The 19,429-nt window shown below is 46.1% G+C and carries 17 protein-coding genes; 5 read left to right on the top strand and 12 right to left on the bottom strand.

The annotated features are described in order from the left end of the window. Positions 1–237: 237 nt before the first annotated feature. Positions 238–1,113: a nucleotidyltransferase-like protein gene (locus EJA10_RS20160; RefSeq protein ID WP_125481834.1), complete on the bottom strand. Its 876-nt coding sequence runs from the start codon at positions 1,111–1,113 to the stop codon at positions 238–240. Between the two features lie 155 nt (positions 1,114–1,268). On the opposite strand from EJA10_RS20160, the gene EJA10_RS20155 reads away from it, so the two are divergent. Continuing rightward, positions 1,269–1,631 carry a YgzB family protein gene (locus EJA10_RS20155; protein WP_125481833.1) on the top strand — a complete coding sequence of 121 codons (363 nt, stop codon included), beginning with the start codon at positions 1,269–1,271 and terminating at the stop codon, positions 1,629–1,631. A gap of 65 nt (positions 1,632–1,696) precedes the next feature. Here the strand turns inward: EJA10_RS20155 and perR are convergent, their stop codons facing one another. The 9 genes from perR to EJA10_RS20110 form a co-directional block, all read right to left on the bottom strand. Further along, positions 1,697–2,140 carry a peroxide-responsive transcriptional repressor PerR gene (gene perR / locus EJA10_RS20150; protein ID WP_125481832.1) on the bottom strand — a complete coding sequence of 148 codons (444 nt, stop codon included), beginning with the start codon at positions 2,138–2,140 and terminating at the stop codon, positions 1,697–1,699. 121 nt (positions 2,141–2,261) lie between these two features. Beyond that, a complete protein-coding gene (locus tag EJA10_RS20145; RefSeq protein WP_125481831.1) occupies positions 2,262–2,813 on the bottom strand; it encodes a cob(I)yrinic acid a,c-diamide adenosyltransferase in 552 nt (183 codons plus the stop codon). A 3-nt stretch (positions 2,814–2,816) separates the two neighbouring features. Beyond that, positions 2,817–3,761 (bottom strand): D-2-hydroxyacid dehydrogenase, encoded by a 945-nt coding sequence (locus EJA10_RS20140; protein ID WP_125481830.1) that lies wholly within the window; start codon positions 3,759–3,761, stop codon positions 2,817–2,819. A gap of 208 nt (positions 3,762–3,969) precedes the next feature. Then, positions 3,970–4,839 carry a TetR/AcrR family transcriptional regulator gene (locus tag EJA10_RS20135; protein ID WP_246017891.1) on the bottom strand — a complete coding sequence of 290 codons (870 nt, stop codon included), beginning with the start codon at positions 4,837–4,839 and terminating at the stop codon, positions 3,970–3,972. Between the two features lie 112 nt (positions 4,840–4,951). Continuing rightward, positions 4,952–5,419: a thioredoxin-dependent thiol peroxidase gene (gene bcp, locus EJA10_RS20130; protein WP_125481829.1), complete on the bottom strand. Its 468-nt coding sequence runs from the start codon at positions 5,417–5,419 to the stop codon at positions 4,952–4,954. 72 nt (positions 5,420–5,491) lie between these two features. Continuing rightward, positions 5,492–5,899, bottom strand: coding sequence for a potassium channel family protein (locus tag EJA10_RS20125; RefSeq protein WP_125481828.1), 408 nt, complete (start codon positions 5,897–5,899; stop codon positions 5,492–5,494). 300 nt (positions 5,900–6,199) lie between these two features. Continuing rightward, positions 6,200–6,985 (bottom strand): ABC transporter permease, encoded by a 786-nt coding sequence (locus EJA10_RS20120; protein WP_125481827.1) that lies wholly within the window; start codon positions 6,983–6,985, stop codon positions 6,200–6,202. A 3-nt stretch (positions 6,986–6,988) separates the two neighbouring features. Further along, positions 6,989–7,780 carry an ABC transporter permease gene (locus EJA10_RS20115; RefSeq protein WP_125481826.1) on the bottom strand — a complete coding sequence of 264 codons (792 nt, stop codon included), beginning with the start codon at positions 7,778–7,780 and terminating at the stop codon, positions 6,989–6,991. Further along, positions 7,773–8,786, bottom strand: a complete 1,014-nt coding sequence (locus tag EJA10_RS20110; protein ID WP_125481825.1) for an ABC transporter ATP-binding protein — start codon at positions 8,784–8,786, stop codon at positions 7,773–7,775. The genes EJA10_RS20115 and EJA10_RS20110 overlap by 8 nt, the downstream gene beginning before the upstream one ends. A 189-nt stretch (positions 8,787–8,975) precedes the next feature. On the opposite strand from EJA10_RS20110, the gene EJA10_RS20105 reads away from it, so the two are divergent. The 4 genes from EJA10_RS20105 to EJA10_RS20090 all read left to right on the top strand — a co-directional run bounded on the left by EJA10_RS20105 (position 8,976) and on the right by EJA10_RS20090 (position 17,348). Next, entirely contained in the window at positions 8,976–9,740 is a 765-nt protein-coding gene (locus EJA10_RS20105) for a YqjF family protein (RefSeq protein ID WP_125481824.1), read from the top strand. Between the two features lie 65 nt (positions 9,741–9,805). Further along, positions 9,806–11,101 (top strand): glutamate-1-semialdehyde 2,1-aminomutase, encoded by a 1,296-nt coding sequence (locus tag EJA10_RS20100; RefSeq protein ID WP_125481823.1) that lies wholly within the window; start codon positions 9,806–9,808, stop codon positions 11,099–11,101. 342 nt (positions 11,102–11,443) lie between these two features. Continuing rightward, positions 11,444–15,913 (top strand): glutamate synthase-related protein, encoded by a 4,470-nt coding sequence (locus EJA10_RS20095; protein WP_125481822.1) that lies wholly within the window; start codon positions 11,444–11,446, stop codon positions 15,911–15,913. Positions 15,914–16,265: 352 nt separating this feature from the next. Continuing rightward, positions 16,266–17,348, top strand: coding sequence for an FUSC family protein (locus tag EJA10_RS20090; RefSeq protein ID WP_125481821.1), 1,083 nt, complete (start codon positions 16,266–16,268; stop codon positions 17,346–17,348). A 45-nt stretch (positions 17,349–17,393) separates the two neighbouring features. Here EJA10_RS20090 and EJA10_RS20085 read toward each other — a convergent pair whose 3' ends face one another. Continuing rightward, positions 17,394–18,293: an ABC transporter permease gene (locus EJA10_RS20085; protein WP_125481820.1), complete on the bottom strand. Its 900-nt coding sequence runs from the start codon at positions 18,291–18,293 to the stop codon at positions 17,394–17,396. 17 nt (positions 18,294–18,310) lie between these two features. Next, entirely contained in the window at positions 18,311–19,315 is a 1,005-nt protein-coding gene (locus EJA10_RS20080; protein ID WP_125481819.1) for an ABC transporter permease, read from the bottom strand. Between the last annotated feature and the right edge of the window lie 114 nt (positions 19,316–19,429).

The raw sequence follows: 19,429 nt of genomic DNA, 5'->3' as shown, positions 1-19,429 counted from the left end.
ACGCTTGTTTGTTTAGTTTTCAAAGAGCAATTTAGTTAGCACGTCGCCCGTAAGCGACTTTACTAATATATCATCCGGCGTTTTTCTTGTCAACATTTTTTAAGAAATGTTTTTGTGTGAAAAGCACTTTTGGAATTTTCAACCGTCAGCCGCGAAAATGTTTTTTGCTGTGTTCCGCAGCGACGGTTATTAATATACCAAGTAATTTTAAAATGGTCAATAGGTTTATTTGTTTTTTTACGATAGTTTTTCAGAGCCCTGATAATATCGATGGTAGATGCCTTGTCCTTTCGTTTCTACATTCACTACTGAAAGGATTTTCTTTTCAATCAAGTACTCTACAAGGATTCCAAGATCCACTGAATATGCTGAGAGCTCTGGATGGGACATCATTTCGTTAAAAGACCAATATTCTTTATCCTCCAGCACTTCTAGAAGATGCTGCGTACCAACCTTCGTTCTCTTATGGATTAAGAATTCACTTGCCAGGAATAAAAGCTCAAGCCGTTTTTCAATTGTCTCTTCGCTGCAAATCAATTCCTCATATAATTTATAGATTTCCGGCTCAATCTGTTTAACCTGATTCCATACGGTCACCTCCGGATGGAATCCACTCTCGATCACCGCTAATCTTGCCAAGTGATGAAGGGAGTGAACAACGTGGTTATAAGCATCAAGATAATTATAGTTGTCAAATAGCGCCTTACCGTCCAGATACCTTCTGATCAATTTGGCAAATTCGATTCCCATCTTGATCTTCCTGCCGAAAAACGGGAATTCTTTCAGCTCTTGCTTTAGATTGGCGATCCGTTCATTACGGTCGAAAATGATCTTCCCATTATATAGCCAATCAAATATTTTTTTGTTGTTGCCGATCAGGAGCCAATCATTTATTTGTTTCTCTGTCACAATATGCATGGCTGCTTTCTTATCATTATAGGAATAATGCTTAACGAAAACTGGATCATCGTTTTCTTTTACAATAATAAGCAAGATTACATCGAATGTATCGGTAGCAGCGATGGCCTTCTGCCTTTTCTCCACCATCACCACTCCTATTGTATTAGGCTGGCTTGCACGTTCCTGATAAATCGAACGAAGGATATCCTCCATAATAAATTCCTCCATTTGTTTGTTAGCATATATGTTCGACAATTATATAAAATCTCCTGCATTTCCTCTAGACAATTTTCGACATCCATTTGGACTTTTTATGATTATCTTGCCGCAAATGGTATGATATAGTTAGTTTTTAGGGAGGGAAATTGATGGCTAAATATTCAAGTAAAATAAATAAAATCCGGACCTTTGCCTTAAGCCTGATTTTCATAGGCTTCATTGTGATGTACGCTGGCATTTTCTTCCGCAATTCTCCATTGGTCATGACCATTTTCATGATTCTGGGATTGCTATTCATCATTGCCAGTACTGTTGTTTACTTCTGGATCGGGATGTTATCGACCAAAACAGTACAGGTTGTCTGTCCTAATTGCGGCAAAACGACCAAAATGCTCGGACGAGTGGATATTTGTATGTATTGCGATGAACCTTTAACACTCGATCCGAAACTTGAAGGTAAGGAATTCGATGAAAACTATAATCGAAAAAACGAAAATAGAACCCGGTCATAGGCCGGGTTCTATTTTTTCTTTTTAAAAAAAAAGAAAACTGATAGCCATGTGCCATCAGTCATTCATTAATGAACCTCTTTCGCCGAGCAATCCGGACAAGTTCCGTAAATCTCCATCCTGTGGTTGCCGACTTTGAATCCAGTCACATGGGAAGCCAGGTGTTCAACCTCATCAAGGCCAGGGTAATGGAAATCCACGATTTTCCCGCATTTTTCACAAATCACATGATAGTGATGGGAAGTCACGAAATCAAAACGACTTGATGCATCTCCATACGTAAGTTCCTTTACCAATCCAACTTCACGGAATACTCTCAGATTGTTATAAACTGTCGCAACGCTCATATTAGGGAACTTCCCTTCGAGAGCTTTATAGATCTCGTCTGCTGTAGGATGCGACATAGAGTTTATTAAATATTCGAGTATCGCATGACGTTGCGGAGTAATACGGACTCCAGTATCCTTCAAGGTATCCAGGGCTTCTTTTAACTGACTCTGTACCACCGCCATGCACCTCACTTTTCTTAAAATTATAATTCTTATTTTATAATGTTTATAAATAGTGTACTAAGACTATTCCATATTTGTCAATATTGGCACGTCACAAACATTCATAAATCGCTTATTCAGGTTATCCCTGGTGCAATGTTTGTTCCTTAGAACCCAGATGCATATTCACATATCTTGCCGCCACGAACAGGAAATCCGAGAGTCTGTTGAGGTAAGTCAGGACAAGTGGATTCACCTCTTCACCTAACCCTACCGCCTGTCGCTCAGCTCTTCTGGCAACGGTCCTGGCTACATGAAGGGCAGCGCCAACCTGAGATCCTCCTGGCAGAATGAAATTCGTCAATGGCGGGAGGGATGCATCCCAGGTGTCAATGGTCTTTTCCAGATCCTCTATGTCCTTCTGTTCAAAAATCCATTTCACTTCCTTGCCGGCAGGTGTTGCCAGCTCGGCACCAACATGGAATAAAACGGTCTGGATTTTATGGAAGATGGCCTGCATTTCTTCTTTCCCGTCGAAATATTCACCATTCAAATAACTCAGCGCAAGGCCAATCATTGAATTTGTTTCATCACATGTACCGTACGCTTCCACCCGTGCATCATTCTTGCTGACCCTTGTTCCATATATTAGCGAAGTCGTTCCTTTGTCACCTGTTTTCGTATATATCTTCATCTTCTAGTACCCCCTGTCCATGTCGATTACATTGATAAAATCAGTATTGTTTTTAATATATGTATGCAGATTATTCTTGAAAATTTCAAAAGATCTTGGCATATAGTTTTTCGTTAAACTTGAAATATGAGGGGTAACCGTGACATTATCCATATCCCAAAACGGATGCTTTTCCCCTAATGGCTCTGTATAGAAAACATCTAAATAAGCGTGTGCGATCTTTTTTTCCTGAAGTACAGCCAATAAAACATCATCCTTCACTAAATCACCGCGGCCGATATTCAAGAAAACGGCTGTATCCTTCATTTTTTCAAAATGGCTCTTATTAAGGAAGTGTTTGGTATCCTTGGTACTTGGCAGCACGGAAACGATAAAGTCGGCTTCTGGCAATGCAGCTTCGAAATTGTCCATTGTATAGATTTTGTCTGCCCAATCGGCCTGGCTGCCGCTCCGGTTCACACCGATAGTTCTCATATTAAAGGCTTTGGCCAATCGGGCGACTTCTCCGCCAATTGCCCCTATACCTAGAATGAGCAATGTCTTGCCGTACAATTCTCCCATTGGCAATTTCCGCTCCCAGGTGCGATTCTTCTCGTTCTCCCATAAGGTCTTCATTTGCTTGACATGCTGCAGCATCATGCCAATCGTGAACTCTGCCATCGGGATTTTATGGATCCCTCTAACGTTCGTCACCAATATATTACGCTTTTTGCATGCCTGGAATGGCATTTTATCCAACCCGGCTGACATGACCATAATCCATTTCAGCCTGTCAGCTTTAAAAATCAACTCTTCCGTCAAATCTTCTCCATATGTAACGAAAACCTCGGCTTCAAGGAACAACTCTTCCTTAATGCCTTTATGGAACTCAAACTCAACCTGCGGGAATTCATTTTTTATATCTTCCTGCAGCGACTCTGCGGCCAGGATGGAAGAATAAATCTTCATTGGATCAACTCCTTCGCTCTTTAGTGGTATTACTAATTGTATTAATTTTCACTCTTTTAAACAACTTACAAGCCTAAGAAACCATAAAAAAAGGCGGGCTGTTTTAGCCCGCTAAGTCGTTTGAGGAGGTATGCCCTAATACAATGATATTCACATATAGCGAAAATGAATGGACAGTAGCCTGTATTGGCAAAAATAGGCGGTAAATTCAGCCTTTTATTTTATAGAAGCCGGCAATCTCCTCACGGTATTCATCCAGAGAAGGTTCGTCCCGGAAATTGGACAGCATCCCCTGTATGACGGGCAGTCTTGGAGAATCCTTTCCTATTTCACTTTCAAGCACTTCCAATGACACCGTTAAATCTTCGCTGTTCTCCAATTCAGAGATCGCCTTCCTCATCCTGTTGATGACAGCAGAAACTCCATTTTTATTCTGCAGCAAAAACGCCTTCGTCTTCTTTAAAAGCTCTTCCATCTTTTCTTCTGTCGCTACAGGCGACTCACCCTTTAACCCTTCGACAATGGATTCAATTCTTCTGAGGATATATTCAACCAGTTCCCTGATATCAAACCCTTCCTGGATGAAGAGCAGCACCCTCATATAGGAATTGAAGAATCCTTCAAGCATGAGAGCTAAATCCCAAAGGTGCTTCTCGACCGCTTCCCCATAAATCGCCTTTAGGCTTTCCTGGTAAAACCGTTGGGCTTCGTAATATTTGCGAAGCATCAATTCTTTCACTTCTTCATTCAGCGGAATCGCCTGTTCCCGTGATTGCATGATAATGAACTCTTTGTGCTCGAGCATGGTGTTGAACAATGCCGTCAGCTGGCGGGCGAACTTTTCTCTTGGCGGCAAATTTTCGTGCTCATATACTTCCAGCTGCTTTTGGATGTGATCAAAATAATACTCAAGGATCGCGATCAACAGCGCGTCCTTGGATTTGAAGTATAAATAAAAAGCCCCCTTGGAAATCCCGCTTTCTGTAACGATCTCCTGTATCGAGGTGGATGCGAACCCTTTTGTCGCGTAGAGTTTGATCGCCGCTTCGATGATTGCTTTTTCTTTTTCCTTCACCATTATGCCTCCCGAATCGTGGTAATGACTGACTGGTCATAGTTTACCCTTATCCTATTACAGTTTGTCTGTATGGTCAAATCAGCAAAAAGACAGCCGATTTGGCTGTCTTAGACTATAAATTTTCTTTTATATAATCAAGCGCTTCTTCCACATGCCCCTTTACCTTGACCTTGCGCCATTCCTTGGCGAGTTTCCCTTCCTGATCGATGATAAATGTGGATCGCTCAATCCCCATGTACTCCTTGCCGAAATTCTTCTTCAAAGTCCATACTCCATAATCTTCCGCCACTTTATGATCTTCATCTGCCAGCAGCAGGAACGGCAGGCCATGCTTCTCGATGAATTTTTCATGCCTTGAGATTGGATCGGGGCTTACACCGAGAATAACTGCATTCAGACCCTCGAAGCTTTCGTGATGGTCCCTGAAATCACAGGCTTCCGTTGTACAGCCTGGCGTCATGTCTTTCGGGTAAAAGTAAAGCACGACGTTCTTCCCTTTCAAATCAGAAAGTCTGACTGTTTCCCCATTGCTGGCCTGAAGTTCAAACTGAGGTGCTTTTTCTCCAATTGCTAAAACCATATGTATCCCTCCAAAATGATTGCTGTTAGCAATAGCCTAACGAATTTCAGACTGGAATACAAATGGACAGCTTCATGTTTTCTTATGGTCAAAAACTGCCCTTGTCACAAACGCGGCTGGAATCGTATAACCGACAAGAGCTTCGATTACGGCAATCACCCGGCCGACTCCAATCGGCGCTATATCCCCGTATCCTACCGAGAAGAGCGTGATGGCGCTGAAGTACATGCTCGTTGCCATCCTCTCATACGAAGACGTACTAGGCCGCATGCTGATATCCGAAAGCACCCAGACCCCTTTCAAATCCAGCAAATAATAAAGCAGTCCGAAACCTGCCATGACAATGGCATAGATCAGTGCCAGGGTAATGAAATTCTCGAACGAAACTTGCTTGCCCTTGATTTTATGCGGAATGAATAATGTACGCAGGCTCAATAGTATCGCTGCAACAATCAGAACGACCGATAGATAAAATTGCATAACCCAGCCTCATTTCCTGCTTCTCTCACTTCAACTATACGCGCGTGAAATTGAGAGTATGCAAGCAAGTCCTCATGTCTCAAACCAAGTTGCAGCATTGATATGGCCAACGGGGAATAAAAGGGGTTCAACGGGGAATAAATTGCTTGCAAAGGGGAATATCTCGGTCCCAACGGGGAATATCCCATCCACAGAGGGCAATACCAGCTGTTTTCATGGCATCCCCTTGCAAAACATGCCCCTGCTGGTCTCTCCCGCAAAAAAACCGCAGCCAAGATGGCCGCGGTGCACAATAACTATCTAATTTCCTGCTCCTCTATATCTCTTCACGCCTTCGTTCCAGATGTACACGGACAGGCCGAAAAACGCGAGGCCCATGAAGGGTGTCAAAAATGAGTAGACGTACCACTCGTCCCGTCCGAGGAAGAATGCTGCCGGATAGACACCGACAAAGGCAAACGGCAGGACCCAGGTCAGGACAAACCGGATGACTTTGTTATAAATGTCCACCGGATAGCGACCGTAATTCCCGATGTTATACATCATCGGCATGATCGATGTCCTTGCATCCGCCCAGAAGCTGATGCAGGCAATCATCACGAATATGCCGGCATAGACAAGGACACCGCCTATCACAAGCACAATGAACAACAGCGGATCATACCAGTTCACTTCAAGACCGAGGCGGCTTCCAGCATAGAACATTACAGCCAGCCCGGTAATGGCTCCGAATAAGGACTCGAGTTCCATCCGCTCAAGGATGATCTGGAAAAGACTATGGATCGGACGTGTCAGGATCCTGTCCATCTCCCCTTTTACAATATACCTTTCATTGAAGTCCCATATATTGAAAAACGCCGAAAACAGCGCATATGGGACCAGGAAAAATCCATAAATAAAAATGATCTCATCCCGGTTCCAGCCATTCAGGAAATCAGTGTGAGCAAAAACGACAAGGATAAAAATCAGATTCACCGCCTGAAAAAGCAGATCCGAAAAAATCTCAACCACCAAGTCTGCCCGGTATTCAAGCCTTGTCTTCATATACTGGGCGACATACTGGAAAAACATTCGTACATAAAACATCTGTCACCCTCCCTGTATAATCAGCTGTTTTTTAGCGATGGACCAGAGGATCTGGATAGGGATGACCAAAATCAATACCCACGCCGCCTGAAGCAACAGCCCTTCCACTGCCTCGCTGCCGGTGAAGCCATTCGTAAAAATCATGCTTGGTATATAGCTGATCCCCTGGAACGGGAGATATTGCATGATTTCCTGCGACCACCCCGGGAAAAAGCTGATCGGCAGCAGCAATCCGGAAAACAGGTCAATCAGTACCCGCTTCGCGCGGATAAGGCCTGTATTATTATATAAGAAGAAAGTGGTGATTCCTGTCAGCAGGTTCAATTGTGTATTGATGAGAAAGCTCAGGACAATTGAGACTGCGAACATTCCCCAGGTCGCGGCATTCGCGGAGAACTCCAGCGGGAAAATCAAAGCGACAACCACCATTCCCGGCACGGAAAAGAAGAACAACCGGAAGATCCCTTCACCCAGTCCCTGCATCGTCTTCATTCCCAGGTAGCTGTATGGCCGGATCAGCTCAACTGCCACCTTTCCTTCCTTGATTTCCATCGCCATTTCACGGTCGATATTGTTAAAATAAAACGCCCTTGCCATCCAGGCGACCGCCACATACGTAGTCATCTGTACAGCGGACAAACCTTCAATTTCACTTTTCCCGCCATAGATGGCGTTCCAGAGGAAATAATATGCCCCGATGTTGATGCTGTAAATCAGGATACCTGTGTAGTAATTGGTCCTGTACGCAAGCATCATCAAAAAGCGGATGCGGATCATTTCAAGATATTTATCCATGGTGCATCATCCCTTTTTCATAAATGTTGCGGATGATTTCTTCCGTCGAAGGCTCGTTGATTTTCACATCCCGCACCTTATAGGCAGCGACAGTCCGGGCAATCACTTGAGAAATAACCTCGTCATCATCACCGGTTAGAGCAGTGAAGATCTGGTCTTTTTCATCCATTTCCCATTTTGCTCCCAAATCCTCCGTCAATGTCTGAAGTCTCGCCAGTTCGGCTCTTTCAAGGAACTCAAAGCTGATTTCCTTCCCCTCGCCCCACTTTTCCTTCAGGCTCCTAAGCGCACCATCGTAAATGATGTTTCCTTCATCGAGCATGATGACCCGTTCGCATAGTGCTTCGATATCCGTCAGGTCATGGGTCGTTAGCAAGATCGTCGTATTGTATTTTTCATTGATTTCCTTCAGGAACTCCCGGATTTTCAATTTGACGAGGACATCCAGTCCGATGGTCGGCTCATCAAGGAAAAGCAATGGCGGATTGTGAATCAGCGCAGCAGCAAGCTCACAGCGCATCCTCTGTCCCAGCGACAGCTTCCTTACGGGTTTATCCAGCAATGGTTCAATATCGAGCGTCTTGATGACATGGTCCATATGCTCGTTGTAATCTGCATCAGATACTTTGTATACTTTTTTCAACAGGCGGAACGATTCCTGGACGGCAATATCCCACCAGAGTTGGGAACGCTGCCCGAAGACAACCCCGATCGTCTGGACGAATCTTTCCCGTTCCTTATGGGGATTCATTCCATTCACCATGACCTGTCCAGAAGTCGGCGTCAGGATTCCTGTCAGCATCTTAATTGTCGTCGATTTACCTGCACCATTTTCACCGATATAGCCAACCATTTCCCCCTGCTTAACGGTAAAGTTGATGTCGTTCACGGCCGGCACAATCTTATAATTTCGCGTAAAAAGGTCACGGAAAGCCCCCGATAATCCGGGGCGGCTCGAATAAGCCTTGAATTCCTTCCGCAGCCCATTCACTTCAATGGCATTCATGTTGGTATCCTCCTTTAGTCACTCAAACAGTTTAGCCAATCATGACTGCTAAAACAACTGGTATGCCTGATTACCGCTGCAAGTTCAAGGGTAATTTAACCAGTGAACACTACTGCTTTCCGGCTGCTGATTTTTAAAAAGGAAAATGAGTAAACCCAATACAGTCTATACGAAATCAGGAGGCTTGCAATGAACAAGGAACTGATGCTTCAAAGCCATAGCCATAGGCCTTATCCACTCCCGAATTTAAAATGGATCATGACGCAGGAATGGCACCATACCTTGTTTGCGCATTGGCCTGTGCCATTATCGTTCCTAAAGGAGCACGTTCCTCACGAACTTGAAATTGACACCTTTGCTGACAGCGCGTGGATCGGAATCGTGCTCTTCCAGGTTAAAAATACACGCGGCCGGTTTACACCTGCCATTCCATTCTTGAGCTCCTATCTTGAAGTGAATGTACGGACATATGTAAGGTTCAGGGAAAGGACAGGAGTATATTTCTTTTCGCTCGATGCCAATCATTTACTGACAGTTATCGGAGCAAAACTGACATTCGGATTAAACTATAAACAGGCCAACATCACTTTCAGCCAAGCTGACGATTTTAAAATGGCATCAACCCGCCTTGGCACTGGAGCAAGACTGAAGGTGCGATACCAGCCCATTACCGGAGTGTTTTTTGCGAAGCCAGGAACCTTGGAACATTGGCTTACTGAAAGATATTGTCTGTGGACGAAACGAGGAAACCAGCTTGTCCGAGGGGATATCCATCACGCAAAATGGGAGCTTCAACGCGCACAGGCAGAACTCGAACAAGAAATGCTAATCCCTTTTGCCAATCAGCAGCTATCTACACAACCTCCGCTCCTTCATTACAACCAATACAAAAAGGCCTTTTTCTGGCCGCCAAAGCTGGAACTGCAGCACCTCAACAAAATGAACGAAAAGTGAAACAATCTGTAAAAAACAGAAATAATGATAAAATAGATAGGCAGTTACATATAGGAGGTTTTACGATGCAAAGAACCAATTCTGAACGCTTACATAATGAAGCACTCGAGCATATCGTCGGTGGGGTGAACAGTCCGTCGCGTTCATACAAGGCTGTAGGCGGAGGTGCTCCAGTCGTGATGGAGCGTGCCCAGGGAGCTTACTTCTGGGATGTGGACGGCAATCAATATATCGATTACCTGGCGGCTTACGGGCCGATCATTACGGGACATGCCCATCCGCATATTACAGAAGCCATCAAAAAGGCAGCTGAAACAGGCGTACTGTATGGCACACCTACCCCTCATGAAGTGAAGTTCGCCAAAATGCTGAAGGAAGCCATGCCGGCTCTTGATAAAGTAAGGTTCGTCAACTCCGGTACGGAAGCCGTGATGACGACGATTCGCGTGGCCCGTGCCTATACGGGCCGCGATAAGATCATCAAGTTCGCAGGCTGCTACCATGGCCATTCCGACCTTGTGCTGGTGGCTGCGGGTTCAGGCCCATCCACTCTTGGCACACCTGATTCAGCAGGCGTCCCTAAAAGCATCGCCCAGGAAGTCATTACGGTACCCTTTAATGATATCGAACCTTTCAAGGAGGCTCTCGCTAAATGGGGCGACCAGATTGCTGCTGTCCTAGTCGAGCCGATCGTTGGCAACTTCGGAATTGTCGAGCCAAAACCCGGCTTTTTAGAGGAAGTAAAGGAGCTGACCCGCCAGGCTGGATCACTGCTCATTTTTGATGAAGTCATCACAGCTTTCCGTTTCATGTATGGAGGAGCCCAGGACCTGCTTGGAATTACGCCTGACCTCACAGCCCTTGGCAAAATCATCGGCGGCGGTCTGCCGATTGGCGCATATGGCGGCCGAGCTGAAATCATGGAAAAAGTAGCGCCGTTAGGACCTGCCTACCAGGCCGGGACAATGGCCGGAAATCCTGCTTCAATTCTTTCAGGGATCGCCTGCCTAGAAGTGCTCAAGCAGGAAGGTGTGTACGAATACCTTGATCAACTTGGCGCGATGCTTGAAGAAGGAATCACCGAATCCGCAAGCAGACACGGCATTCAAATCACGATCAATCGATTGAAAGGTGCCCTTACGATCTATTTCACAAGTGAGAAGATCGAGAACTATGAGCAGGCAGAAAATACCGATGGGGAAATGTTCGCCCGCTTTTTCAACCTGATGCTGAAGCAGGGAATCAACCTCGCACCATCCAAATATGAAGCATGGTTTGTGACCATTGCGCATACACAGGAGGATGTCGAAGCCACCCTTCATGCAGTTGATCAGGCATTTTTTTCAATGGCAAATGAATAATTATACAAGTTTTTATACATAACAGACGCCTGCCTGGCGTCTGTTATTTTTTGGAACAGAAAATGAAACCGTTTACATTATTAGGTTTTTTATCCGAACAACCTCTATCCGGAAAATTACTCTATCCAAATTTCTGTATAATTAATTGATTTCTGAAAATTCTTATGATAAGATTGTGATTAATATTTTTAAAATCAGCCATTCAAATGGCCGCGCAAATCCCTGCTTTACAATCCCGTCCCATTGTTATACCCCCATGTACAAAGCTATCAAACGAACAACCAATAGATTATTTTTCAGGAGGTGAACCGGCTTAAAAGCACTCTTTATAAGCCGAATTTTATGACTACACAATGGAATCCTTCACAATTCAAAGACTTCTCAAGGTTTGAGCACGATGCCTGTGGAATCGTGGCCAGCGTTGAAAAAAAGAAAATCCCGACACGCGCGAATATTTTCCACTGTATTGACGGTCTTGTGACCATGAACCACCGCGCAGGCTTTATCAATGGTGAGGGCGATGGAGTCGGCGTCCATATTGATATCCCACGTGCTCTTTGGAAGGAAAAGCTGGCTGAAGCGGGATCGGACGCCAGTGCCGCAAACGCGGAGAATTTTGTCGTCGGACATGTTTTTATCACAAGGACGGAACAAGCGCAGACAATCCAGCAGGAGCTTGAAGCGAAGCTGTCACAGCAAAATATGAAACTCGTTTTTTCATCAGTAGATGTCACGGTTCCGGAAGCGCTCGGCCCGATTGCCATCCAGGAGAATCCGGTATTCTGGCAGTTTGCGTGCCTAGCGGATCAAACAGGCAAGGAGCTTTCCGGAAAGCTGTTTAATATGATCGTAGATTTTGAAAAAAACGAACAGGTACATGTGGCCTCCCTAAGCCAGCATCATGCTGTCTATAAGGTGATGGGAGCTGGAGACATCCTGCCGAAATACTATCATGACCTGGCAAGCCCGCTTGTGGCCTCAACCATGACACTTGGACACAACCGCTATTCGACTAACACTCTATCAAGCTTCTTCCGAGTGCAGCCGTTCAGCGTCCTCGGCCATAACGGCGAAATCAATACAATCGCAAGGCTGCGTGATGAGGCTCGAATGGTCAATGTCCCGCTTGTAAAAGACGGAAGTGACTCACAGGATTTGAGCCGTACACTTGAAACATTTATATGCCGCGATGGCTATTCATTGTTTGAGGCGATGGACATGATGTTCCCGCCGATCATCAATGAGATCAAAGCATACCCTGAACATTTGCAAGATTTATATACTTATATTCGCGAAGCCTGGGGCCATTTTGCCCAGGGGCCTGCCGGAATCATCTCCCGATTTGCAGACGAAGCTGTTTTCAGCGTCGACGCCCTTGGCCTTCGACCGCTCTGGATGGTTGAAACGGAAAGCTCTTACCTGTTCTCCTCAGAGCCAGGCATCATTTCTTCTGCCGAGTATACGGGTGAGCCGAAGCCATTGGCGCCAGGTGAAAAAGTCGGCCTGAAATGGAACGGAGACACCATCGAAGTGTTTGAAATGGAGCAATTCCAGGGCGAAGTCTACAAGCGTTTTTCACAGCGCCTCGACTTCAAGGATGCGCGCAACCGACTGGAAGGCGCAAAGCTTTCCAAAACGATCACAATGACGTATCCGGATAAAATCCATAACGGGCAATATAAAGCATTCGGCTGGGAGCGTGACCATGTCCAGCTGGTAGAACAGATGGCTGAAAAAGGGGCTGAGCCAATCCGTTCGCTTGGGCATGACGCTCCGCTAGCTGCAATGAATCCTGAACGCAGGAATATCACTGATTTTATCAAAGAAAGTGTTGCTGTCGTCACGAACCCGGCGATTGACCGTGACCGTGAAGCCGAGCATTTTTCAACGAGGACTGTTCTAGGCAAGCGCCCTTCCCTGTTTGGCAAAACAGAAACGGGAAATGTGGTGGAATTGCTGACTCCCCTCCTTATTGAAGGAAAAGCGGGCTATGAAGCTTCCCTTCAAACAGGCCAGCCTAGCATGGACCAGGTTATCCAGTGCTACCAGGATGAGAAACTGGCAGCATACCTGGAAACTGTTTTCACAAGTGAGGAAACGGTAAAAGAAGCACTTGAGAGGCTTGCAGCCAAAGCGATTGATGCTGTTAAGGACGGCAAGACATTGCTTGTGCTTGATGACGCAGTCGCCCATCAGGAAAACGCACTATGGCTTGACCCTCATCTTGTTGTGTCAGCAATCGACCAGGCACTTGTGAAAGAAGGTCTTCGCCGTGACTGCTCATTGCTGCTGCGTTCCGCTTCTTTGCGATCTTTGCACGACATCATTGTCGCCCTTGGACTTGGCGCAGACGCAGTCAGCCCATATTATATGTTCATTACGGTGCTTGATAAATCTGTAAAGCCGCTCGTTAATTTGTACAGCGCATTGACTAAGGGCCTTGAAAAGGTCATCTCGACGATTGGGATTCATGAATTGCGCGGATACGGCCGTTTATTCTCAGCAATCGGCCTGAACGATGAAGTCGCAGATTACTTAGTAGTCGTGAACTTCTTCGGCTCGAATGAACTAGCTTATAATTTTGAAGCAATGAAAGAAGATGCGGTTGCGAGAGCGAAAGATTTCCAGAATGAAAAAGAGCGGATCGGCAAGACGTTCCATCTCTTCCCTCGTATCTGGAAGGCGATTGGCGAGGTGGCTTCCACAGGAGATTACAGCGTTTACCGTGAGAAGATCTCCGAGCAGGAAGAAAGCAACCCGACAACGATCCGCCATTTAACAGGCTTGAAAAAGATGGATGCCGGAGTTTCACCTGCAGAAGTGGAAATTGGTGTAGGCGACCACAGCCTGCCATTCGTCATCGCTTCAATGTCATTCGGATCGCAGAACGAAATTGCCTTCCGTGCGTATGCAGAAGGCGCTGACCGCCTGAATATGATCAGCATGAACGGCGAGGGCGGCGAAATCAAGGATATGCTCGGCAAGTATCCTCGTACACGCGGCCAGCAGGTTGCTTCCGGCCGTTTCGGAGTGAACGCAGAGTTGCTGAACTCCTCCAACCTGCTTGAGATCAAGATTGGCCAGGGCGCCAAGCCTGGTGAAGGCGGACACTTGCCAGGATCAAAGGTAACAGCGAAAATCGCTGAAGCCAGGAATGCGACAATTGGTTCTGATTTGATTTCACCATCAAACAACCATGATATCTATTCCATCGAAGACCTGGCACAAATGATTCACGAGTTGAAAACAGCCAATGACCAGGCACGGGTTGCCGTTAAAGTTCCTGTTGTTCCGAATATCGGAACCATCGCTGTCGGCATTGCCAAGGCAGGAGCGGATATCATTACATTGAGCGGCTTCGATGGCGGCACAGGTGCGGCCCGTATCCACGCTTTGCAGTACGTCGGCCTGCCGGCGGAGATTGGAATCAAGGCGGCGCATAATGCCCTGCTTGAAGCCGGATTGCGCGACAATGTCGAGCTGTGGGCTGACGGCGGTGTCAAGAGCGCACAGGATGTCATTAAATTCATGCTTCTTGGAGCAAACCGTATCGGCTTCGGTACATTATCGATGCTTGCGATCGGCTGTACGACATGCCGCGGCTGCCATCTTGACACTTGCCATGTCGGCATCGCGACACAGATCGATTCAGAGGCACAGGCAAAGGAACATGGACTGCGCCGTTTCGTACCGCGACAGTTCGATCTTGCTGTACAGGGTATCATGAACCTGTTCACAGCTTTCGGAAACGAACTGAAGGCACTAGCTGCATCCGCCGGAATCAAGAATCTCCAGGAAGCAGTCGGAAGGTCAGACCTGTTGGAGCAAATCAAAGGAAAAGACTTGCTTGACTTGACCTACTTGCTGAAGCCGCTCGAAATCGGGCAGATCACGCACCAGAAAGAAGCAGCCGCTGCCATTACTTCTGCACAGCTCCAGGTTGCGGCCGGTGCAGAGTATCTTGATGCTGTCGACGAAGAGCTTCACCAGTCGCGTGAATTCCAGGCAGTAACCGCTGAACAGCGTGTCCTGGCAAGCCGGGTTTCATGCCACCGAGTCCGCGGTCGACTTGATGGTTCATACAGAAAGCTGCAGCCAGTATCACTCCGTTATAAGGGATCCATTCTCGGTAACGGACTGGGCGCTTACAATACAGACGGAATCAACATTGAAATTGATGGCGGCGGCCAGGACGGAGTCGGCAAGACATCATTCGGCGGCGCGATCATGATCGCCAAATCACCAGGCAAGGATGGCGGGTTCTACAATGGATCCGTCGGAAAAGGCTTCGGTTACGGAGCACAGAAAGGATTGCTGGCAGCACAGGGTAACGCCGACGCACGTGCAGGTATCCGTTTATCCGGAGCAGACATGATCATCGGCGGTCTTGTGAAGAAGCCAATCCCTGAGAAAGAGTTCGGTAACATTGGTACAAACGCCAATATCAAAGGCTTTGCCTTCGAATACATGACCAACGGCCGAGGACTTGTCCTCGGAGATGCGGGTCCATGGATTTGTGCAGGGATGACCGGCGGTGTCGTTTACTTAAGGCACCAGCCAGAGATGGGACTGACAACGCAGGCCATCTCCCGCCGTATCGCCAAAGGCGCCAAGGTCTCCATTGAGTCCCTTTCCGCCAAAGGAATCGCAGATGTAAAAGAGCTGCTGGGCAATTACATGGAAATGCTTAGACGCCACGATCAGGAAGACGAAGCAAAAGATCTGGCATTGCTGCTAGAGCATCCTGAAGATCATTTCGTTCAGGTCGTTCCGGTCAAAGAGCAGGCAGATCCAGCCGTTTCAACTGAATAATGCAAGATGGCCCCGTCGATGAGTGACGGGGCCATTTTTTTCTGATTTGGAATAAATTTCGATTTTAAGGAATATCTCCTTTATTTTCAGGAATAAAAGGAAATTTTAAGGAATATAATCAGTTTTTCAGGAATATCCATCATGAATTCAGGAATAACCGATATACATTCGTATAAACAATTCATTTTGTAAACACTTACATGAAAAATAGGCTTGGTTTTCGCTAATTTGCCGCTTGAACTTCTTGGTAATCCGTTGTATAGTACATAATTGTTTAGTTTTGAACAAAATAGTTTAAAGTATAAATTAATGAATGAGATTTTCTGTCTCTAATGAAAGGAATTTACTTCCCATGAAACTTGGTGCCCGCATTTTGAAAACGGGAATTGCCATCATTCTTGCTTTATTTTTATCGCATATTTTTGATCTTCCATCACCGGTCTTTGCCGGGATTGCTGCGATTTTTGCCCTGCAGCCAACCGTCTACCGCTCTTATCAATCTATTATTGAACATGTTCAGGGCAACCTGATCGGGGCCATTATCGCCGTTGTGTTTGTCATGGCGTTCGGCAACAGCATTTTCTTCATTGGTCTCGCTGCAGTCATCGTCATTACGTTGAACCTTAAGCTAAAGCTCGAGAATACGATTTCACTCTCTCTTGTGACCCTGATTGCGATCATGGAAACACCGGGTGATGATTTCATCATGTTTGCCCTGATCCGTTTCTCAACCATCATGCTGGGGGTTGTGTCAGCTTTTATCGTCAATCTCGTCTTCCTGCCGCCTAAGTATGAAAATAAACTGTTTTACAAGAGTTCTGTTTTATCAGAGGAAATTACGAAGTGGATCAGGCTGAGCACGCGGCACGCATCCGAGCACCAGCTGCTGAAGGCAGACATCGAAAAGCTTCGTGAAGGCATTATCAAGCTCGATCAGCTTTATATGATGTACAAGGAAGAACGTGATTATTTCAAGAATAACAAACTCGCAAAGTCACGGAAGCTCGTGATTTACAGACAGATGATTTCCACTGTGAAAAAATCGCTGGAAACCTTAAAAAGACTACACCGGTATGAAAATGAGTTCAACCAGATGCCAGTTGAATTCCAGGAAGTCATTCAGCACCAGCTTGACTGCCTGATTAGCCACCATGAGCAGGTCATGCTGAAGTTTGTCGGTAAAATCAGGCCAGAAGCGTCCTACATGGAAGGCGAAGTATGCCTGAACAAAAAACAGCTCTTCGACTTGTTCCTGATGCAAAAAAATGAGCTCGCCGAAACGAACAGCCAGATTCTTTACCATGTGATGCAGCTTGTATCGATCATCATGGAATACGGAGAACAGGTCGAGCACCTGGACACCCTCGTCACAAGCTTCCAGTCGTACCATAAGGACGATAGCAATGTGACAATTGAAAAAAATACGGAAATTTAAAAGCAGCTGGTTTTATCAGCTGCTTTTTTTGTTTGCATATAAAAATTAGTTTTTCATCCTTGGATCCAACGCATCCCTTAAGCCGTCTCCCATCAGGTTGAAGCCTAAAACGGTCAGCATGATGGCAAGCCCTGGGAAAATCATTGTCCACGGTGCCTGGATCATGAATTGCTTGGCGTCGGCCAGCATCTTTCCCCATTCCGGATTCGGTGCGTCTGCACCCAGACCCAGAAAGCCGAGCGCTGCTGCTTCAATGATCGCCGTGGCAATCGCAAGCGTGCCCTGGACGATGATTGGCGCCATACTGTTCGGAAGGATGTGCTGGAACAAAATCCTGCTGTCCTTCATCCCTACCGCCTTGGCAGCCATAATGTATTCCTCTTCTTTTACGCTAAGGACCCTTGAACGAATCAGCCTGCCGAAGTTCGGAATATTGATAATCGCAATTGCAATGAGCGCATTTCTAAGTGAAGGCCCTAATACAGCCACAATAGCAATTGCCAGCAGGATACTTGGGAATGCAAGCATGATATCGAAAATCCTGGAGATAAGAGAATCTACCCACTTTCCATAATAACCGGCAAGGATTCCAAGCAAGCATCCTACAATGATGGAACCCATGACCGCAAAGGTTCCTACCCATAAAGAAATCCGTGCTCCATATACAACCCTTGAAAAGATGTCCCGTCCAAAATCATCAGTACCAAACCAGTGGTCAGCAGATGGCGCCTGGAGACGGACCGACATTTTTTGATCATTGATGCCCTCAGGAGCAATTAGCGGCGCAAAGATCGCAAGCAAGATAAAAAATATGACGATTCCGGTACCTACCAGAGCTAATTTGTTCTTTTTGAAGCTATACCATGCTTCTGCCCAGGGAGATGTCACTTTTTCTTCTGCCTTTATGACAGGCGGCTGCATCTGTTTTTGTGTTGAAATTTCCATCTAAATCTCCCCTTTCATCACCGGTATTTGATCCTTGGATCAATAGCTGCGTACAGTAAATCAACGACAAGGTTGATGAGTACAAAGAGCAGGGCAATGATCAGGATGCCTGTCTGGATTACTGGATAGTCACGATAATTGATCGCCTCGTAAATATAACGGCCAATTCCTGGCCAGCTGAAGATCGTTTCTGTCAGGATCGCTCCGCCCAGCAGCAAGCCTGTCTGCAAACCGATAATAGTCAGAACGGGAATAATGGCATTTTTCAGGGAATGTTTATAGACAACCCAGAACATGCGCAATCCTTTTGCTCTTGCTGTCCTGATAAAATCAGAACGCATGACCTCAAGCATGGTCGAGCGTGTAATCCTCGCAATGATCGCCATCGGGATCGTCGCCAATGCCATTGCCGGCAGCACGAGGTGCTTCAGGACATCTAATAATTGGTCCGTACGCCCCTGAATAAGGGTATCGATGATGTAAAAATTCGTAATGGATTCAACAGGGTTCCGGACCTCTTCCCTGCCTGAAGTCGGCAGCCAGTCCAAATTTATTGCAAAAAGCCATTGCTCCATCAAACCAAGCCAGAAGATCGGCATGGAAACACCCACAAGCGCAAGAACCATAGCCGCATAGTCAAACCATGAGTTTTGGAACCAGGCACTGATGATTCCTGCATTCACACCAATGAAAATCGCAATCATCATTGCGACGAAGGAGAGTTCCATTGTCGCAGCAAGATATGGCCAGATTTCACTGCTGATTTCCGATTTCGTTCTCAAGGATTGTCCAAGATCACCGGTCAGCAAACCGCCCAGATAGTTAAAATATTGAATATACCAAGGCTGGTCGAGGCCCAGTTCTCTTGTTAAATCCGCAATCGCTTCCTTGGTCGCCAGCTGCCCGAGAATGACTTGGGCGGGATCGCCTGGGATTGCTCTGATCATAAAAAATACAATAAGTGAAAGGCCCAACAATACAGGAACTAGTGAAAATATCCTTCTGACAGAATAGGCAAACACCTTCCCACCTCTTTTCTTGATGCTTCATAGTTTAATAGTTGATAGATTTATTAGCAGCAGTTCGCAAGCATGTTAAATTCTTTATCAAAAAAAGGGAGAATGCATATGTTCTCC

This window comes from Mesobacillus subterraneus, from assembly GCF_003937825.1.
GTDB lineage: Bacteria > Bacillota > Bacilli > Bacillales > Cytobacillaceae > Mesobacillus > Mesobacillus subterraneus.
Note: the sequence above shows the minus strand (reverse complement) of the source record. Positions and strands in the feature narration are given on the sequence as shown.